General features: G+C 61.5%; 18 protein-coding genes. 10 read left to right on the top strand and 8 right to left on the bottom strand.

Features of this window, described 5'->3' with window-relative positions:
- Nucleotides 1-29: 29 nt before the first annotated feature.
- A complete protein-coding gene (locus M5C96_RS12555; protein WP_272569423.1) occupies nucleotides 30-692 on the bottom strand; it encodes a TetR/AcrR family transcriptional regulator in 663 nt (220 codons plus the stop codon).
- 120 nt (nucleotides 693-812) lie between these two features.
- Entirely contained in the window at nucleotides 813-1,820 is a 1,008-nt protein-coding gene (locus tag M5C96_RS12550) for a LacI family DNA-binding transcriptional regulator (protein ID WP_272569422.1), read from the bottom strand.
- Between the two features lie 305 nt (nucleotides 1,821-2,125).
- Here M5C96_RS12550 and M5C96_RS12545 point away from each other — a divergent pair, with 305 nt between their 5' ends.
- The 3 genes from M5C96_RS12545 to garD all read left to right on the top strand — a co-directional run bounded on the left by M5C96_RS12545 (nucleotide 2,126) and on the right by garD (nucleotide 5,972).
- The gene (locus M5C96_RS12545; RefSeq protein ID WP_272569421.1) at nucleotides 2,126-3,085 is read left to right on the top strand and encodes a Bug family tripartite tricarboxylate transporter substrate binding protein; all 960 of its coding nucleotides are present in this window, start codon (nucleotides 2,126-2,128) and stop codon (nucleotides 3,083-3,085) included.
- A 58-nt stretch (nucleotides 3,086-3,143) separates the two neighbouring features.
- Nucleotides 3,144-4,298, top strand: coding sequence for an L-talarate/galactarate dehydratase (locus M5C96_RS12540; protein ID WP_272569420.1), 1,155 nt, complete (start codon nucleotides 3,144-3,146; stop codon nucleotides 4,296-4,298).
- Between the two features lie 78 nt (nucleotides 4,299-4,376).
- The gene (garD, locus tag M5C96_RS12535; protein ID WP_272569419.1) at nucleotides 4,377-5,972 is read left to right on the top strand and encodes a galactarate dehydratase; all 1,596 of its coding nucleotides are present in this window, start codon (nucleotides 4,377-4,379) and stop codon (nucleotides 5,970-5,972) included.
- Between the two features lie 42 nt (nucleotides 5,973-6,014).
- Here the strand turns inward: garD and M5C96_RS12530 are convergent, their stop codons facing one another.
- The 3 genes from M5C96_RS12530 to M5C96_RS12520 form a co-directional block, all read right to left on the bottom strand.
- Nucleotides 6,015-6,359: an acyl-CoA thioesterase gene (locus M5C96_RS12530; protein WP_272569700.1), complete on the bottom strand. Its 345-nt coding sequence runs from the start codon at nucleotides 6,357-6,359 to the stop codon at nucleotides 6,015-6,017.
- 73 nt (nucleotides 6,360-6,432) lie between these two features.
- A complete protein-coding gene (locus M5C96_RS12525; RefSeq protein ID WP_272569417.1) occupies nucleotides 6,433-6,789 on the bottom strand; it encodes an H-NS histone family protein in 357 nt (118 codons plus the stop codon).
- Between the two features lie 556 nt (nucleotides 6,790-7,345).
- The gene (locus tag M5C96_RS12520) at nucleotides 7,346-8,881 is read right to left on the bottom strand and encodes a hypothetical protein (RefSeq protein WP_272569416.1); all 1,536 of its coding nucleotides are present in this window, start codon (nucleotides 8,879-8,881) and stop codon (nucleotides 7,346-7,348) included.
- 112 nt (nucleotides 8,882-8,993) lie between these two features.
- Here M5C96_RS12520 and M5C96_RS12515 point away from each other — a divergent pair, with 112 nt between their 5' ends.
- The 3 genes from M5C96_RS12515 to M5C96_RS12505 are packed head-to-tail and all read left to right on the top strand — an operon-like array spanning nucleotide 8,994 to nucleotide 11,636.
- The gene (locus M5C96_RS12515; protein ID WP_272569415.1) at nucleotides 8,994-9,899 is read left to right on the top strand and encodes a hypothetical protein; all 906 of its coding nucleotides are present in this window, start codon (nucleotides 8,994-8,996) and stop codon (nucleotides 9,897-9,899) included.
- A gap of 39 nt (nucleotides 9,900-9,938) precedes the next feature.
- The gene (locus M5C96_RS12510) at nucleotides 9,939-10,667 is read left to right on the top strand and encodes an Abi-alpha family protein (RefSeq protein WP_272569414.1); all 729 of its coding nucleotides are present in this window, start codon (nucleotides 9,939-9,941) and stop codon (nucleotides 10,665-10,667) included.
- A gap of 18 nt (nucleotides 10,668-10,685) precedes the next feature.
- Nucleotides 10,686-11,636 (top strand): IS5 family transposase, encoded by a 951-nt coding sequence (locus M5C96_RS12505; protein ID WP_272563915.1) that lies wholly within the window; start codon nucleotides 10,686-10,688, stop codon nucleotides 11,634-11,636.
- Nucleotides 11,637-11,936: 300 nt separating this feature from the next.
- On the opposite strand, the gene M5C96_RS12500 is transcribed toward M5C96_RS12505, so the two are convergent.
- Nucleotides 11,937-12,269: a hypothetical protein gene (locus M5C96_RS12500; protein ID WP_272569413.1), complete on the bottom strand. Its 333-nt coding sequence runs from the start codon at nucleotides 12,267-12,269 to the stop codon at nucleotides 11,937-11,939.
- 178 nt (nucleotides 12,270-12,447) lie between these two features.
- A complete protein-coding gene (locus tag M5C96_RS12495; RefSeq protein WP_272569412.1) occupies nucleotides 12,448-12,624 on the bottom strand; it encodes a hypothetical protein in 177 nt (58 codons plus the stop codon).
- Between the two features lie 162 nt (nucleotides 12,625-12,786).
- Between M5C96_RS12495 and M5C96_RS12490 the strand changes: the two genes are divergently transcribed.
- Nucleotides 12,787-13,881, top strand: coding sequence for an IS630 family transposase (locus tag M5C96_RS12490; RefSeq protein WP_272563777.1), 1,095 nt, complete (start codon nucleotides 12,787-12,789; stop codon nucleotides 13,879-13,881).
- Here M5C96_RS12490 and M5C96_RS12485 read toward each other — a convergent pair.
- On the bottom strand, nucleotides 13,849-14,616 hold the full coding sequence (locus tag M5C96_RS12485; protein WP_272569411.1) for a DNA-binding protein: 768 nt from the start codon (nucleotides 14,614-14,616) through the stop codon (nucleotides 13,849-13,851). The two genes, M5C96_RS12490 and M5C96_RS12485, sit on opposite strands and share 33 nt — an antisense overlap.
- Before the next feature lie 90 nt (nucleotides 14,617-14,706).
- On the opposite strand from M5C96_RS12485, the gene M5C96_RS12480 reads away from it, so the two are divergent.
- The 3 genes from M5C96_RS12480 (at nucleotide 14,707) to M5C96_RS12470 (ending at nucleotide 17,201) form a co-directional block, all read left to right on the top strand.
- Nucleotides 14,707-15,906 (top strand): tyrosine-type recombinase/integrase, encoded by a 1,200-nt coding sequence (locus tag M5C96_RS12480; RefSeq protein ID WP_272569410.1) that lies wholly within the window; start codon nucleotides 14,707-14,709, stop codon nucleotides 15,904-15,906.
- A 96-nt stretch (nucleotides 15,907-16,002) separates the two neighbouring features.
- Nucleotides 16,003-16,671, top strand: coding sequence for a helix-turn-helix transcriptional regulator (locus M5C96_RS12475; RefSeq protein WP_272569409.1), 669 nt, complete (start codon nucleotides 16,003-16,005; stop codon nucleotides 16,669-16,671).
- Nucleotides 16,668-17,201, top strand: a complete 534-nt coding sequence (locus M5C96_RS12470) for a DUF6036 family nucleotidyltransferase (protein ID WP_272569408.1) — start codon at nucleotides 16,668-16,670, stop codon at nucleotides 17,199-17,201. Before M5C96_RS12475 ends, M5C96_RS12470 begins: the two co-directional genes overlap by 4 nt.
- The last annotated feature ends 39 nt before the right edge of the window (nucleotides 17,202-17,240 follow it).

Raw genomic sequence — 17,240 nt, 5'->3', positions numbered from 1 at the left:
TCTGCCGACGGCAACAAAAGGGGGTGGCGCTAATCCCCCGCGTCGGCGCGCAACATGCCCCACAGCATGCGCACCAGTTCGTCCTCGAACGCGGGCTGACCCAGCAGGGGCGAGTCCTCCAGCGCGGCGCTGCGGATGGCGCCCATGATGGCGCGCGTGGCAACGAACATCATGGCCGGCGTGGGAGCGCGCACCGAGGTATCGCCTACCTCGATCAGGCGGGCCAGCGCCAGGGCATTGCGCTCCGCCCCTTCGCGCAGCGCGGCCGTCACGCGGTCGTGGTGGTCGATGCGCCAGCCCAGCCGCACCATGCCGCGCCGAACCCGCGAATGGCCGCCGGTGCCGAAGGCCGCCACCAACAGCCGAACCACGTCGCGCAGCACGGCCCGCACCTCACGCCGCTGGGCCACGGCCTCGTCCAACAGCTCGCGCAATTGCTGCTGCACGCGGTTGCGCTCGCGCTCCACCATGGCCAGCACGATGGCCTCCTTCGAGGGGAAATACTGGTAGAGCGTGCCGATGGAAAAGCCCGCCACCTGCGCGACCTTGTTGGTGGTGATGCCCTCCTCGCCTTCCTTTTCCACGATCTGCGCGGTGGCGCCGAAGATGGCCTCGATGGTCTGGCGCGCCCGCGCCTGGGTGGGCTGGCGGCGCATGCCGGAGGAACTGTCGGGGGCTGGAGATTTCTTCAAGGGCGGCTTTCGAGCGGTGGACGCGGCACGGCAGGGCCACGCCCCGGAAACTGAATGGTGCTCAGAAACGGTGTTGGCGGCAAGGGTGCGAGCGTCACCTGGCCCCAACCATCCGCCCCTTCAGCCGGCGGGTGCCGTCGATTGCCGCTCGATCAGGCGAAAGCCCAGATCGAAGATGGTTTGCGGGCCCGCGTTGCCCCGGCAGCGGTCGATGACCAGTTGCGCCGCCAGCCGGCCGATCTCCGGGCCATCGACATGCACGGTGGTGATCGAAGGCAGCATGTGCTCGCTGAAATCGGCATTGCCGAAGCCGCAGATGGCGAGGTCCTGCGGCACCCGCAGGCCGCGGGCCGCGGCCTCGACGAGCACCCCGTGCGCCAGCGTGTCCGAGCTGCACGACACGGCCTGCAGCCGCGGCTCTTGCTCCAGCAGCTGCGCCAGGGCCCTTCGCCCCAGCGCCAGGCTGCTGGGTGCGGGCACCGTGGCAGTCGGCACGTCCCGCCCCAGGGTGGCGACAAAACCCTCGCGGCGCAACATGGCTCGGTGGTCGCCGCCCGTGGCGATTCCCACGCGTTGCCAGCCCCGGGACAGGAAGAACCCCGCCACCGCGCTGCCCACTTTCAGATGCGAAAAGCCCACCACCATGTCCACGGGGCGGTCGCTCAGGTCCCAGGTTTCCACCACGGGAATGCCGGATCGGCGCAGCCGGTCGCGCGCGCGCTGCGATTGCACCAGCCCGGTCATCACCAGCCCGTCGGGTTGGCGGCCGATCATGGTGTTCAGCACGGCCTCTTCGCGCTCGGCGTCGTAGGCGGTCTGGCCCAGGATGAGCTGGTACCCCTCGGCAGCCAGCGTGGTCGTCAGGCTCTGCACGGTGGGCAGGAACTGCGACACCGACAGCGCCGGGACCACGGCCGCCACCATCAGGCTGCGGCGGGACTTGAGCCCACCCGCCAGCAGGTTGGGGATGTAGCCCGTCGCCTCGACGGCCTGCTGCACCCGGGCCTTCGTCTTCTCGGACACCACCACCGGATTGCTCAGCGCACGCGAGGCGGTGATCAACGACACGCCAGCGGCCTTGGCCACGTCGTGAAGCGTGGCCGCCTTGAAGTTGGAAGGGGCGTTCATGGGGTTTCGGAGCACACCGGTCGGGCGAAAGACGAAGACCATACCGCATTCCACGCCACCGCCCGTCGCCGGTGCATGGCGGCATTCCAGGACCCCTTAGGGACGCCAGCGGCAGTCCCGGACAAGGGGAAAACCCCCAGCAGAAAAGCTTGCCGACCGGAAATGACAACGATATCATTTCCAATGCGCGCACACAGCGCAACTGAAAAAATCATAAAAACATGTCGATCCTGTAACGTTTTTGGCGGTGATTTTCCCTCCATCCAAAAATGACAACGTTCGCATTTCCACCAAGGAGACAAATCATGAAACGATTCCTGGCAGCCATTTCCCTCGGCATTCTGGCTTTCGGCGCCCAGGCACAGGCCTGGCCCGAAAAACCCGTGACCCTGGTCGTGCCCTTCCCGCCCGGCGGCTCGACCGACCAGGTTGCACGCGCCGTGGGGCCCCGGTTGACCGAGAAGTTCAAGCAGTCCTTCCTGGTGGACAACAAGCCCGGCGCCACCGGAACGATCGGTGCCACGTTCGTGCAGCGGGCCGCCCCCGATGGCTACACCTTCCTCGTGACCTCCCTGGGCCCGCTGGTCATCGTGCCGCACCTGCTCAAGGGCCTGCAGTACGACGCGCTGCATGGCTTCGACCTGATCACCGTGGCGGTGCAGTCGCCCAACGTGCTGGTGGTGCCGGCCAACTCCCCGCACAAGACCGTGGCCGACGTCATCGCCTACGAGAAAGCCAACCCCGGCAAGATGAGCTTCGCCTCGGCCGGCAACGGCTCGAGCGACCACCTCACCGCCGAGCTGTTCTGGCAACAGACGGGCACCAAGGGCGTGCACATTCCCTACAAGGGCGGCGCGCCGGCCCACACCGACCTGATCGGCGGTCAGGTGGATGCCTCGTTCCAGAACATCAACGCCGTGTCGCAGTACATCAAGGCCGGCAAGATGCGCGCGCTGGCCATCACCAGCGCCAAGCGCTCGCCGGTGCTGCCCGAGGTTCCCACGCTGGCCGAAGCGGGCGTGCCCAATGTCGAGGTCGCTTCCTGGCAGGCCATCGTCGCACCCAAGGGGCTGCCACCCGCCGTGCGCGAAAAGGCCCATGCGGCGTTCGTCGAGGCGCTCAAGGATCCGAAGGTGCGCGAGCAGTTCACGTCGATCGGCTTCGAGATGGTCACCAACACGCCCGAGCAGTTCGCCGCCTTCCAGCAGCAGGAATTCGCCCGCTGGAAGAAGGTGATCGAGACCGGAAAGATTTCGATCGACTGACCCCCATCCGCCCCGCCTGGCCTGCGCCCCGTTTTGCCCGAATGACCTGCACTGCACCATGACCGCTTCCTCGTCTCCCTCCTCTTCCAGCGACAGCATCGCCTGGGTCCGCATCTCATCGTGCTACCTGCCCCTGGCCAACCCCATCAGCGATGCCAAGGTGCTGACCGGCCGGCAAAAACCCATGACCGAGATCGCCATGCTGTTCGCCGAGATCGAGAGCAAGGACGGCCACCGGGGCCTGGGCTTCAGCTACTCCAAGCGGGCGGGCGGGCCGGGGCAGTTCGCGCACGCCCGGGAGGTCGCGCCGGCGCTGCTGGGCGAAGACCCGAGCGACATTTCCCGGCTGTGGACCAAGCTCTGCTGGGCCGGCGCGTCGGTGGGGCGCAGCGGCATGGCGGTGCAGGCCCTCGGCGCCTTCGACGTGGCGCTGTACGACCTCAAGGCGCGTCGCGCGGGCCTGTCGCTGTCCAAGCTGCTGGGTTCGCAGCGCGACTCGGTGCGCTGCTACAACACCTCGGGCGGCTTTCTGCACACCCCGCTGGACCAGCTGCTGCGCAACGCCAGCGCCTCGCGCGAGCGCGGCATCGGCGGCATCAAGCTGAAGGTGGGACAGCCCGACCATGCGCTCGACATCCAGCGCGTGGAGGCGGTCCGCAAGCACCTGGGCGATGCCATGCCCATCATGGTCGATGCCAACCAGCAGTGGGACCGCCCCACCGCGCAGCGCATGTGCCGCGTCTTCGAGCCGTTCAACCTCGTGTGGATCGAAGAGCCGCTGGACGCCTATGACTTCGAAGGCCACGCCGCGCTCGCCGCCCAGTTCGACACGCCGATCGCCACCGGCGAGATGCTCACCAGCGCGGCCGAACACGGCGAGCTGATCCGCCACCGCGCGGCCGACTACCTCATGCCCGATGCACCCCGCGTGGGGGGCATCACCCCGTTCCTCAAGATCGCCGCGCAGGCCGAGCACGCGGGCTTGAGCCTGGGCCCGCACTTCGCGATGGAACTGCACGTGCACCTGGGCGCGGTCTACGCCACCGAGCCCTGGGTCGAGCACTTCGACTGGCTCGAGCCGCTGTTCAACGAGCGCCTGGAAATCCGCGACGGCCGCATGATGGTGCCCACGCGCCCGGGCCTCGGCCTGAGCCTGAGCGAGCAGGCCCGCGGCTGGACGCGCGAAACAGCGGAGTTCGGCACCCGCGCGTGAGCCCGGCGCCATCGACAATCGAGCGGCATGCCGCATGCAAAGCCCCCAGAACATCGCCCCACCCACGACGACCGCCCCATGACCGATTCCGCTTCACCCGCCCGCCCGCCCCTGACCGTGCAGATGCACGCGGCCGACAACGTGGCCATCGTCGCCAACGACGGGGGCCTGCCCGCAGGCACGGTGCTGGCCTCGGGCCTGACGCTCGTCGACCGCGTGCCCCAGGCCCACAAGGTCGCCCTGGAAGACATCCCACAGGGCGGCGCCGTGCGCCGCTACAACGTGCCCATCGGCTACGCGATCCAGCCCATCCCCGCCGGCAGTTGGGTGCACGAGCGCCTGCTGCACATGCCCGATGCCCTGTCGCTGGAGGGCCTGCCCCTGGCCACCGTGCGCCCCGAGCCCCTGCCCCCGCTCACCGGCTACACCTTCGAGGGCTACCGCAACGCCGACGGCTCGGTCGGCACCCGCAACATCCTGGCCATCACCCAGACCGTGCAATGCGTGGCCGGCGTCACCGAATTCGCCGTCGCGCGCATCAAGGCCGAACTGCTTCCCCGCTTTCCCAATGTGGACGACGTGGTGGCGCTGGAGCACACCTACGGCTGCGGCGTCGCCATCGACGCGCCGGACGCCGTGATTCCCATCCGCACCCTGCGCAACATCAGCCTGAACCCCAACTTCGGCGGCGAGGTGATGGTGGTCAGCCTGGGCTGCGAGAAGCTCCAGCCCGAGCGCCTGCTGCCCCCGGGCAGCATCCCGCTGGTGGACGAGCGCAGCGTGGCCGACGTGGGCACCAGCGCCGAACCCAAGCTGGACGTGGTCTGCCTGCAGGACGACGCCCACGTGGGTTTCATGTCCATGATCGACTCCGTCATGCGCCAGGCGGAAAAGCACCTGGAGCGCCTGAACGCCCGCCGCCGCGAGACCGTGCCCGCCGCCGAGCTGGTGGTCGGCGTGCAGTGCGGGGGCAGCGACGCCTTCAGCGGCGTCACCGCCAACCCGGCCGTCGGCTTTTGCACCGACCTGCTCGTGCGCGCGGGCGCCACCGTCATGTTCTCGGAAGTGACCGAGGTGCGCGACGGCATCGACCAACTCACCTCGCGCGCCAGCACCCCGGAAGTGGCCCAGGCCATGATCCGCGAGATGGCCTGGTACGACGCCTACCTGGACAAGGGCCGGGTGGACCGCAGCGCCAACACCACGCCGGGGAACAAGAAAGGCGGCCTGTCCAACATCGTGGAAAAGGCCATGGGCTCCATCGTCAAATCGGGCAGCGCCCCGATCTCGGGCGTGGTCTCGCCCGGGGACAAGGCCACGCAGAAAGGGTTGCTGTATGCCGCCACGCCAGCCAGCGACTTCATCTGCGGCACGCTGCAGCTCGCGGCCGGCATGAACCTGCACGTGTTCACCACCGGGCGGGGCACGCCCTACGGGCTGGCCGAGGTGCCGGTGATCAAGGTGGCCACGCGCAGCGATCTGGCCCGGCGCTGGCACGACCTCATGGACATCAACGCCGGGCGCATCGCGGACGGGCAGGCGACCATCGCGGACGTGGGCTGGGAGATGTTCCACCTGATGCTGGAGGTGGCCAGCGGGCGCAAGAAGACCTGGGCCGAGCAGTGGAAGCTGCACAACGCCCTCGTGCTGTTCAATCCCGCGCCCGTGACCTGAGCGGCCCGGCGGCACCGGCCGCCGAACGCGACGACGGCGGCGTCACCCGCCCACCAGCGCGCGCACCCAGGCCGGCAGGTCCACGGCTTTCTTGCGCGGAAAGTCCACCCAGATGGTCGTGGCACCGCCGGCCGCGCACACCACGCCGGGCTGGTCCGCGCGCTCCATGGTGCCCCAGGTCTCGAACGTGGTGCGCCCCGGGTCGCTCACGTAGAGCTTGAGCAGCACCTCGGCCGGGTATTCGAGCTGCTGGTAGAAATTGCAGAAAGCATTCACGATCACCGGCCCCTGGCCCTGCGGGTCGGGGTTGCAGCCCGCCGCGACCAGCCAGTCGATGCGGGCCGTCTCCAGATAGCGGAAGTACACGGTGTTGTTCACATGGCCCATGTCGCCCCAGCGGGGGTAGTCTCGGTTTTCGAGCAAAACAGGAAACTTGAACAAAAAAGTTCTTCGTTATCAATCACTTAGCCTTACGAGCACGGGCCCCAGCGCGCTTGAAATCTTCCAAGGTCTTTCCGCGCTCAAGCGCTTCGTTCAGCCATGTAGGGCGACGTCCGCGCCCAGCCCACGTGTTGCCATCAGCGTCCTGATAAACCGCCTTGGCTTGCGCTGTTGCATCTCGCGCTTTGGAGATGTTAGGCGTTGCCAGTCTTGAGCTTTCTGGGCGCTGCTCAAAAAGGTCACCAGGCTCCAAGTCGAATTGGGCTATAGCCTTTTTCATGAGGGGAATAAGTTCCTCTGCATCGCTGGCCTCATTCATCGCCTCTTCGAGGCGCCTCTTCACTTGCGCAAGTGTCTTTGGCAATGGAATCTCCATCCGAGTACTTGGATGCCCCGAATCATCCTTCTTGTCGAGGCGCGCGACAATGCATGCTACTTAAATGACCAATAGAAATGGCTTTGCTGAAATTTTCATGAAGAATGTCCCGCTATGGGAGCGCTAGCTTGGTCCCCAACCAGCTGGTAACAAGCGGTCTGCGCGGTACTATTCGCGAGTTCACATGACGAGGGAGGCGGAGATGGTCAAGCATCTAGAAGAGGTAGTAAATGACCTTGCAGCGATGCAAGTGGGCTTTTACGTGTTCCATGACAACCCCTCGGGCCAAACAACGGTTCATCTCACTTCTGCTGAGCTCATCCGATACTCGGCCGACCCTGCTGGATATCTGTCGAGGCACTACGGTGTCAGTCGCGAAGATTACTTGGGCTGGCACCGTTCGGGCTACAGAGTAGTCTGCTCTGGCCTGACGAAGTCAGGCAAACAATGCAAAGCTACAGTTCCCGGCCTCTCGATGGTGCACAGTCCTGCAGAGTGGGTGCAAGGTAGAGGTGGGCGCTGCACTGTCCACAGTTGAACCGCCCACGCAATACCGTCAAGCTCGGGCAAGCCTATCATTGGCCTGTGTCGCTCCACTCAATGTGGCCAGGTATTCCACGACTGCCCGGTTGCGCGATAGCGCCTGCTTGACAGTGTCAATATCTACGCTATTGGAATCGATTAACTGCTTCATTTCTTCTTCCCACTGAAACACACGGTTCTCCCGCAGGAACTGGAATGCAGCTTCAATTTCTTCGGGGACGGCGAAGTTGCTTCGTGGCCGCACGTATAGATCGCTGACCATTACCGTACCGAGCTTAGTAGGAACATTTTTCGCACCCAGAATGGCGATGACTTCAGGCAATAGATCACTTTCCCTACGCAGGCGACCGGAGCGAAAAACGGTCATGAATATGTCGTCGACGTCACTTCCATACGTACCAGAAATAAGCATGACTTCCTTGCTGTACTCCAGTAGCAATTCTGAAGGTGTATAGGTGGGCTCAAACACCACGCGCCGGTATCCCTGCTCATAAGCACTCTCGATGGAGGGCAGAAATGGTAGCTGCTGGATTGACGGCGGCACCTGCCAGTCCTTCGCAGGTGTCGATCGATGGCGGGCCATGATGCGCGCAGCGGGGCCAGCATGTTCTGTCAACGCCAGGGAAGCTTCCACGAGTTCAATCGCAGAGTTTGCGTGGATTTGCGATGAACCGAATAGCAGCAGGCCTGCTTTTTGTCCCTTCACCGCCTTTTGCAGCGCGGCTTTCACTGGATTAGGGAAGGCTTTGGCAGTTGCGATGCTGCGTACATGCCTCAAGCTTGGTCGGGGTGTCGCAAAGGGTTGGCGTGGTTGCAAACCCCCATCTGAATCGACCCATCCTACCAACGCAGCGTGGCAGTCGTCCCCTTCGGACTGGACGGATCGCACCATTAACTGCACATCTTCGAACATCGCTTCTGGGCTTGGGGTCTTGACCAAAACTGCCACCCGGTGCGCAGCCCCTTGTGCGATCAAACATGCCATTTCCAGATGGCTGGAACTCTCCTTCCACGATTGCTGATCCAGTTCGAGCGGCCCCACCACGATCAGAGTGCCACTGGGGACGCGCTGCAGTCCGTTAGACCACAGCCCAGCCTCACCGAGATCAATGCTGCCGGCCCATTGGTTGCCCGCACGCTCCGCGTAGACCAAGGCACCGTCTGTGGCGTCTTCGTAGCGTTCGAGCAGCGCATTGATGGCCTCTTGCGAGTCCGTTATGTAGACGCCCGGAGCTGGTCCCGTGGGCCAGATTTGCGGGGCATCCAAAGGCTTAGTATGGTCTGGAGGGCTCAATGCCGCCAGAATCGACTGCGGCGGTAGGTCTAGCGCAAACTTTTTCTTCAGCCTAAATGCCAGCCGGCTGCAAGAAGTTGCATCGAGTTGGCATGTCGCCACACGATCCGGGAATGCCTGCACTTCGGGCCAATTGCGTAGGCCTGGCAGCGCTGCGATCAAATCGAGCGATTGATTATGGCCGACGGAATGTTGCGATTGCTCCAGCAGGCCGCGCACGCGCCCCGCCAGCAGCTTCAACTGCTGAATGTCCATTGTTTTCTCCTGGGCGCTGTATCCGGTACACGCATTGCGGGCCGCCCATGGAAAAACAAGGATTGGGTGAGGTCTGCAGAAATTCCGTCTTCGTCGTACTCATACTGAGCGCGTGCGGCTGGTGACGGTCACCAGCCTTAACTCTACTGCACAATCAGCTTGCACAAAAGACATGTGTCCAGTTGAGGAGGGAAAAATGGGACAAGCGAAGCTCAAGCAACGTACCGCCTTTGCGCCAGAGTTGGTCGAAGAATGGGAGTCTGAAGATTGCGTCAATTTTGCGGTCGCCCTCGCACGGCTGACGGGTTGGCTGCTGCACGTGGACTGGTGGGTGCCATCGCTGGACCCTGACAACAATATCTCTCTTGAGCGGTGCAAGCCACTACGCGTTTATGTAGCTGACAATGGATTCGGCGTTTTTGACGTGCGAGGATTAAGGTCCGTGGATGACTTCAATGCCCGAACTATTCGTCCGTTGGCGGTGCGCCATGGACCTGGTGGGGTCAGAACGCGCTACTACGTTGAATCGAGGTTGGAATCACTACCCCTGCGCTTCCGCCCAGACTCAGCCAAAATTGAAAGTGCGGCCAAAGCCATTGAGGCCAATACTGCTTACCTCAATTCAATTCCAAAGAGGACGCCACCCTACATTCCAGCTGCTGATGCTGCTGACTACACTTTTGGGCGATGTGCTGCCTTCGCTGAAGCGCTGCGTGAACAAACAGGGTTGGACGCGGTAGCGTTGCTAGCAGTCCGCTTTAAACCAGGTTCTGAAGGCATGAGGTTCGGTAGTGATGGATTTTTCCACAGCTTGGTTCTGCATCCGGATGGGACAGGGGAAGACTGCTGGGGCAAAGCTCATGTTGATGACATTGCGGGTCGGTTTGGAGTGGCTGAATATCGACTCAGTCGCGAAGCGCATGTGAGTGCGGTGAGCAATCTGCAGCGAACCTCGACCGAGCGATACGAGGCCGCGTTTGCCAAAGCGAAAGAACTGATCCAGACCTATCGCCTGTAGCTTCCCGCCTAACGGTCTACCAACGGGGATATGTTGTCAATGCTTACCGAACAAACAACCGCACAAGTGGCGGCCTCAGTGGTCAAAGATGTGTATTCGGACGCCGTTGGACCTGCGATGCGAGAGTTCGGAAAAATTGGAGCCAATGATGCAAAGGTGGCGCACCTGATACTTTTCCCCCTGCAATACGGCGCCATGTTTCAAGACCGTCTGGCACAACGTTTACAACAGGCCGTGGACCGTGTTCCCCCAGCGCGCCGCATGGCTCCCCGGGAGTCCATTGCATTGCCAGTGGGTGAGCGCCTTCGCTATGAAGACGAAGGTATCAACCCCATTGCAGATTTGTACATAAACCTGCTGGCCCGCGCGATGGACAAAGAGCGCGTGGGCGAAGCACATCCAGCTTTCCTGTCCATCATTGGTCAACTAGCACCCGACGAACTACTCGTTCTTCGCCAACTTGAAGAACAGGAGTACAGAGTGTTTTTTCGGCTTGGCCCCGGAGAGCCTGCCCTATTGTTCTCCGAAGCATGCGCCAAGCTCGACGGTTCTGAGTTTTGGATTTCACACGTGGAAAGGCTGCGGCAGGCAGCGGTACGGCCTGAAGAACTCGCCCAGCCAATGCTTTTCCTCACTTTCTTTGAGCATTTGCAGAGCCTGGGATTGACTGAGTACACCAACATTCCCAGGCAAGCGCTTGACAACGTGGCGAGGCCGGGATTCGAGTATCACTGCATCAAGGCTTTGTTGCACAAATCGCGATGCTGATGCCCGTAGACTGACTGCGTGACAGAGACGAAGAACAGGCAGCGGAGCAAGTACCGCACGACGAACTGGAAGGCGTACAACGCGGCGCTGAAAGCGCGAGGCTCGTTGACGATGTGGCTAGATGAGGGCATGCAGTGGTTTGGCACGCCGACCGGCAGGCGTGGACGCAGCCGAACCTTCTCGGACGCAGCAATCCAGTTCTGCCTGAGCATCAAGTGCCTGTTCGGCCAGCCCTTGCGACAGGCGCTGGGCATGGTGCAGAGCCTGCTGCGGCTGGCAAAGCTGGACTGGCCGGTACCTGACTTCAGCACTGTTTGCCGGCGCCAAAAGACCTTGCAGGTCGAACTGAGCTACCAGCGAACCAACTCGCCGCTGCAGTTGCTGGTGGACAGCACCGGCATCAAGTTCCTGGGCGAAGGAGAGTGGAAACGCAAGAAGCATGGTGCTGAATACCGGCGCGAATGGCGCAAGGTCCATCTGAGCATCGACGCGCAGACGCTGGAAATACGCGCCATCGAGGTGACCAGCAACGCCATTGGGGATGCGCCGATGTTGCCCGGGTTGCTGGCTCAGATTCCCACTGACGAATCCATCGAAAGCGTCAGTGCCGATGGCGCCTACGACACGCGCGCCTGCCTGGACGCCATTGCCGAGCGGCACGCGATGGCGGTGATCCCGCCCCGCAAGAACGCCAGCCATTGGAAGAAGTCGAGTCCGGGCTCGGCGCATCGTAATGAGGCCATTCGGGCGTGCCAGCGCCTGGGTCGCGGCATTTGGAAGAAGTGGAGCGGCTACCACCGGCGCAGCCTTGTGGAGACGAAGATGCACTGCTTCAAGCGACTGGGCGAACGGGTGATCGCGCGCACGTTCGACCGCCAGGTTGTGGAGCTGCATGTCCGCGTGGCCTTGCTCAATCGGTTCAGTCAGATCGGCCGTCCTCACACCGTGTCGGTGACTGCTGTGGCATAGGTCCGTCTGGGGTTGGGGTCATGCCGTCTGCAATTCGATTTGTGCAACAGCGCCCTGCATCAAGCTCACTGACTTCGGGAAGCTTTTTCTCAATGCTTGTGTTCTGGAGGAATCGAAGGTGGTTTAGTCCCTAGCGGACCGTTGGGCATCACGCAAAACCGCCGCTGTCCTGAGGGCACTTCTCGCTGGCTCAACAGCTGCCCTTTTCACTAGCCTTCTGGCGCTTCCACGCCACGCTTTCTACGGGGAGACTTCTGCGCAGGCCTGAACTGTTCGACCAGTGCACGCAAAGTGTCAGCTTCAGCCTTGTGCTGTGCAGTTGCCTGAAGCATTGGCTTCGAGTAGTTTGGCGTGACAGTCCCGTTCGGTTTCCGCTAGCTTGCCGCGCAATTGATCCAGTTGTTTGTCAGCAAGCGCACGAGCGGTGCGCTCACGGTCAATCTCGCGAAGGGCCCGGTGCTCCGCGTCCGTAGCACGTTGGGCTGCTTCATCAATGGCTGCACGTCCCTTTTCCAACTCAGCGCTGAAATGCTGCCGGCTCTTGGATTGTTCCAGCTTTAGTTCACCCACCTGCCGGGATAGCGTCTCGCCACGTGCCGCGCTGCCGGCGTGCGCACGCCGCTCTTGCTCCAATTCTGCAGCCAGGTTCTGGAGCCTGCTTTCCAGCTCGGCACACTTGCTTTGCGTGGTCTGTAGTTGAGGGCAAGCCAGGATACGGCCAGTTTTGACTCATAAGCCTTTTGGTTATTAAAGCACCGTCATTTATTCCCTCTTGTATTGACGCGTCAACCATGACTCGCCAGAAGCCTGCTCACTTGACCTCTGGCGCTTCACCACCACGCTTTTTACGAGAAGATCTCTGCGTCGGTCTGAACTGCTCCACCAGTTCACGCAAGGTGCCAGCTTCGGCCTTGTGCTGTGCAACTGCCTGAAGAACTTGCTGTAGCTCGGCCGATTGCGCTTGGTGCGCCCTGGTGATTTCGGCCAAGGAGGCGCGAGCACCGTCTATCTCTGCCGCCAACCTGCTCTGTGCAGCATTGGCTTCAAGTAGTTTGGCGTGACAGTCCCGTTCGGTTTCCGCTAGTGTCCTGTCCCGTTAATTCGCAGGCACGATAGCTGCATGGTTTCGGGCCATCCTTGAGGTGCCGCCATGCCCAATGCAACGACCCGAACAGAAATTGCGCTTAGTGAAGTGGAGCGCGCGGAACTGACGTCCATGGCGCGATCACGTTCGCTGCCAGCGGCGTTGTCGCTCAGGGCGCGCATCGTGCTGACTTGCGAAGGCACAGATAAAGCCAGCACCGCGGTTGCGCAGGCTCTGGGGATCAGTCGTAGCACTGTCACCAAGTGGCGCGGGCGCTATGCGCGCCATCGCATTGCAGGGCTTTACGACGAGTTGCGCCCGGGTCGCCCCCGCACGGTAGATGACGAGCGTGTTGCTGAGTTGATTACCAAGACGTTGCACACCAAGCCTGCTGATGGGGGTACCCACTGGAGCACCCGCACGCTGGCCGCCGATACGGGCATCAGCAAGAGCACGGTGGCGCGCTATCTGCAGACCTTCAACCTCAAGCCGCACCGGGCCGACAGCTTCAAGCTGTCGACCGATCCGCTGTTCATCGAGAAGCTGCGCGACGTTGTGGGGCTGTACCTGAACCCACCTGACAACGCGCTGGTGCTGTGCGTGGACGAGAAGAGCCAATGCCAAGCTTTGGAGCGTACGCAGCCGATGCTGCCAATGGGGTTTGGCTATGTCGAAGGTGTCACGCACGACTACGTGCGCCACGGCACCACCACCTTGTTCGCGGCCCTGAACGTGATGAATGGCCAAGTGATCGCGCAGTGCCGGCCCCGGCATCGTCATCAAGAGTTCCTTGCCTTCCTGCGCGCCATCGACAAGGCAGTGCCCGACGAACTGGATGTGCACTGCATAGCTGATAACTACGCCAGCCACAAGCATCCAAAGGTGCGCGCTTGGTTGGCCGAGCGGCCTCGCTGGCACATGCACTTCGTTCCGACCTATTCAAGCTGGCTCAATCAGGTCGAGCGCTTCTTCTCGATCATCACCACGCGGGCAATCCGCCGTGGCTCGTTCACCAGCGTGAAGGATCTGATCAACAAGATCGACACATTCATCGCGAATTACAACCAGTCCTGCCAGCCGTTTACTTGGACAGCTACAGCAGACTCCATCCTCGAAAAACTCGCCAGACTATGCGGGCGAATTAACGGGACAGGACACTAGCTTGCCGCGCAATTGATCCAGTTGTTTGTCAGCAAGCGCACGAGCGGTGCGCTCACGGTCAATCTCGCGAAGGGCCCGGTGCTCCGCGTCCGTAGCACGTTGGGCTGCTTCATCAATGGCTGCACGTCCCTTTTCCAACTCAGCGCTGAAATGCTGCCGGCTCTTGGATTGTTCCAGCTTTAGTTCACCCACCTGCCGGGATAGCGTCTCGCCACGTGCCGCGCTGCCGGCGTGCGCACGCCGCTCTTGCTCCAATTCTGCAGCCAGGTTCTGGAGCCTGCTTTCCAGCTCGGCACACTTGCTTTGCGCGGTCTGTAGTTGTTCCTCCAGGGAACTGCTGTGTTGCTGAGTTTCATGCAGCTGCGCCTGTGCGCTCTGGGCTTCCGTGCGGGCCTCAACCCGCAGTGCCGCCAGATCCTCGCGCGCCAACTCGGTCGCTTGCGTCCACAACACGCTGACCGCCTGGCCAGCGGCCTGCTTCAGCGCATCGGGAAGGTCCGGGTGGTCTATTTCCACTCTCGCTTTGCCGCGCAGCTCTTCCCAGAACTTGGCCAGTGCTTCGGCCGGGGCGCTCATGGATCCTTTTCGCACGTGCTGATACAGCTTGCTCGCGGTGGGCGTGATGCCGTATCGGAAAAACAGCAAAGCGCAAACCTCACGGTACAGCGCTTTGGTATCGCTGAATCGCTCCCGCAGGGCCTCCACTTCGGCTTGGATGTTAGATTCCTTATTCATTTTAAAATAATACAACGTATAACGTATGAATCATTGAATTTATTTCTAATTTTTGGACATAATTAATCTAATGTCCATAGAATGCCGCCAATGAGCAGTTTGATCGTCGCAGCGCCAGTTTTTTCGCATCTTGAGCCTTTGGAGGGCTTGGTGCTCCCCCTTCATCTGTCTGGAGAGCGTGGACGCAATCGGGCTCAGGGCCTGCCTCAGGTCGCGGCCAATGACGATCGGTCGGCGGTTTTGGCTTGGCTGGCGCGCTACAAAGATTCCCCCGCCACTCTGGCCAGCTATCGCAAGGAGGCAGAAAGGCTGCTGCTTTGGTGTGTGCATCAGCACGGGAAGGCCCTGTCCGATCTGACCCATGAGGACTTTCTGGCCTACGAGTCCTTTTTGGAAGATCCCCAACCGGTTGGTCTATGGGTCATGCAGGTCGCTCAGAAGGCACCGAGGTCTTCGCCCCACTGGCGTCCGTTCGCCAAGCCGTTGGACCGGCAGAGCCAGCGCCAGGCACTGTCGATCCTCAATAGTCTCTTCAATTGGCTGGTTCAAGCCGGGTATCTCGCGGGTAATCCCCTTGCCTTGCGGCGCCGCAAGGCCGTGGTACGACCCACCAAGACCAGCAGGTTCCTGCCTCATGAGCACTGGGCGCAAGTGCGCGCAACGATTGAGTCTCTGTCAACCGGCACACCTCGCCTTGCCCTCCAGGCGGCCCGATACCGATGGCTCTTCACGCTTCTCTACATCGGGGGCCTGCGGATTTCTGAGGTCTGCAACAACTCCATGGGCGACTTTTACTGGCGCCGTGGCGCTGATGGACGTGAGCGCTGGTGGCTCGAAATTCGAGGCAAGGGAGAAAAAGCCAGAGTGATCCCAGCAACTGATGAGCTGATATCAGAGTTGATGCGATACCGCAAGGCGAACGACTTGGCCTCGCTTCCGCGCGAAGGCGACGCGCTTCCACTGCTTTTGCCGCTTATTGGTGGGGCCAAGCCTATGGGACGCAGTGCCGTGCATGAGCTTGTCAAGAGCGTCTTTCGAGATACCGCAACTCGCTTGCGGGCCCTCGGACCCGACCATGAGGCGGCAGCTGCCCATGTAGAGCAGGCCTCCGCACACTGGATACGCCATACGGCCGGCACCCACCAGAGCGACAACATGGATCTGAAAGCTGTGCGCGACAACCTTGGCCATGCAAACATCGCCACCACCAGCATCTATGTGCACACCGAAGATGATGCGCGCCACGATCTCACTTCCAGAGAACACAGGGTGGGATGGTCGTCGCCTTGAGTCTTGCGTTGCCTCTCACATGACCGACTCGCATCCAGCATGCATTTGTCCATAATATTGGACAAAATATTCAATTTTGAGTAAAACAGTGAACATATGAATTCACAGGAAAGCTCTTCCGTACTCCAGCGCCAATTGCTACTTCAGTTAGGCGACAGGCTGCGCCGTCTGCGCAAGGCGCGCAAGTTGAGCGCTGTAGAAATGGCCAGGCGTGTGGGGATTTCACGCACGACGCTCAGTGCCGTCGAGGCGGGTGATCCTGCTCCTTCCATCGGGACGTACTTGCGTGTCATGTCCGAGTTGGGCATTGGCGCAGATTTGGCCCTGCTGGCAGGTGATGTGATCCACCCGGCGCCGGCCGACTCGGCGGCAGCACGGTCGTTACGTAGCGCGCCTCAGGTGCAGGTGACGGTATCTACGGACAACACGCGTCATAACGCACAGGATTTGCAGAGCTTGGTGCTGCACGAGGAGGCGGTCAAGTACGTGCGCTCGCACCCGTTGCTGCTGCGGGAGGCAAAACAGACCCTCGATACGTGGCTCGGCTCCGGCAATCAGCGTTCTGCAGGCCTATGGTTGGAATGGAAGGACATTCTTGAACAGGGCAAATGGAGCAAGGCTTTGGGTAGGACCCGGCATGCCCAAGAGCTACGTCAGGCTTCGCCTCTGACGCCTGTACTGCCGACCGCTGAGCGTATGAGGATCCTTGCCGAAATCTCCAAACTCAAGAAAGGAATCGTGCTGGGCAAGGGGGCTCCAAGTTGAACCGCCACGAACTGGAGCACCTCATCCGCGCCAGCGCCACCATCACCAACGAATACGAGTTCGTGATTGTTGGAAGCCAGTCAATCCTGGGCCAGATTCCGTATCCAGAGCCTGAGTTCAAAATGTCGGCGGAAGCGGACATTTACCCGCGCAATGCCCCTGAGTTGGCCGACAAGATCGACGGGAACATTGGAGAAGGTTCAGAGTTTCACCGAGTCCATGGTTTCTACGCACAGGGAGTAGGCCCGGAGACAGCCGTCTTGCCCGAGGGATGGCAGACCCGTCTGTGGAAGATTCAGAACGGAAACACCGACAGCCGTATTGGTTGGTGCTTGGACGTCGTAGATCTGTTCTTGTCCAAGGCGGCAGCCGCACGCGAGAAGGATCAGATGTTCTGCCAGGCGTTGCTCAGGCATGGTCATGTCAAGACTCAGCAGGCTTTGGATCTGGTGGATGCAATGCCACTCACGAAGGATGAGTGCAAGCGCCTGACAACACGCATTCGGAGATGGAGCAAGAATCTGGGGTAGCCACCGTCCCTATAATTCACCCACGATGCCACGGCGCTT

The sequence above is a fragment of the Acidovorax sp. GBBC 1281 genome (genome assembly GCF_028473645.1).
Lineage (GTDB): Bacteria > Pseudomonadota > Gammaproteobacteria > Burkholderiales > Burkholderiaceae_C > Paracidovorax.
Note: the sequence above shows the minus strand (reverse complement) of the source record. Positions and strands in the feature narration are given on the sequence as shown.

Excerpts from the sequence above, each read along its gene's own strand:
- M5C96_RS12490 (WP_272563777.1), top strand. The coding sequence starts at position 12,787 with ATGCCCAATGCAACGACCCGAACAGAAATTGCGCTTAGTGAAGTGGAG.
- M5C96_RS12530 (WP_272569700.1), bottom strand. The coding sequence starts at position 6,359 with ATGGGCCATGTGAACAACACCGTGTACTTCCGCTATCTGGAGACGGCC.
- M5C96_RS12485 (WP_272569411.1), bottom strand. The coding sequence starts at position 14,616 with ATGAATAAGGAATCTAACATCCAAGCCGAAGTGGAGGCCCTGCGGGAG.
- M5C96_RS12475 (WP_272569409.1), top strand. The coding sequence starts at position 16,003 with ATGAATTCACAGGAAAGCTCTTCCGTACTCCAGCGCCAATTGCTACTT.
- M5C96_RS12545 (WP_272569421.1), top strand. The coding sequence starts at position 2,126 with ATGAAACGATTCCTGGCAGCCATTTCCCTCGGCATTCTGGCTTTCGGC.
- garD (WP_272569419.1), top strand. The coding sequence starts at position 4,377 with ATGACCGATTCCGCTTCACCCGCCCGCCCGCCCCTGACCGTGCAGATG.
- M5C96_RS12525 (WP_272569417.1), bottom strand. The coding sequence starts at position 6,789 with ATGGAGATTCCATTGCCAAAGACACTTGCGCAAGTGAAGAGGCGCCTC.
- M5C96_RS12520 (WP_272569416.1), bottom strand. The coding sequence starts at position 8,881 with ATGGACATTCAGCAGTTGAAGCTGCTGGCGGGGCGCGTGCGCGGCCTG.
- M5C96_RS12550 (WP_272569422.1), bottom strand. The coding sequence starts at position 1,820 with ATGAACGCCCCTTCCAACTTCAAGGCGGCCACGCTTCACGACGTGGCC.
- M5C96_RS12540 (WP_272569420.1), top strand. The coding sequence starts at position 3,144 with ATGACCGCTTCCTCGTCTCCCTCCTCTTCCAGCGACAGCATCGCCTGG.
- M5C96_RS12510 (WP_272569414.1), top strand. The coding sequence starts at position 9,939 with ATGCTTACCGAACAAACAACCGCACAAGTGGCGGCCTCAGTGGTCAAA.
- M5C96_RS12480 (WP_272569410.1), top strand. The coding sequence starts at position 14,707 with ATGAGCAGTTTGATCGTCGCAGCGCCAGTTTTTTCGCATCTTGAGCCT.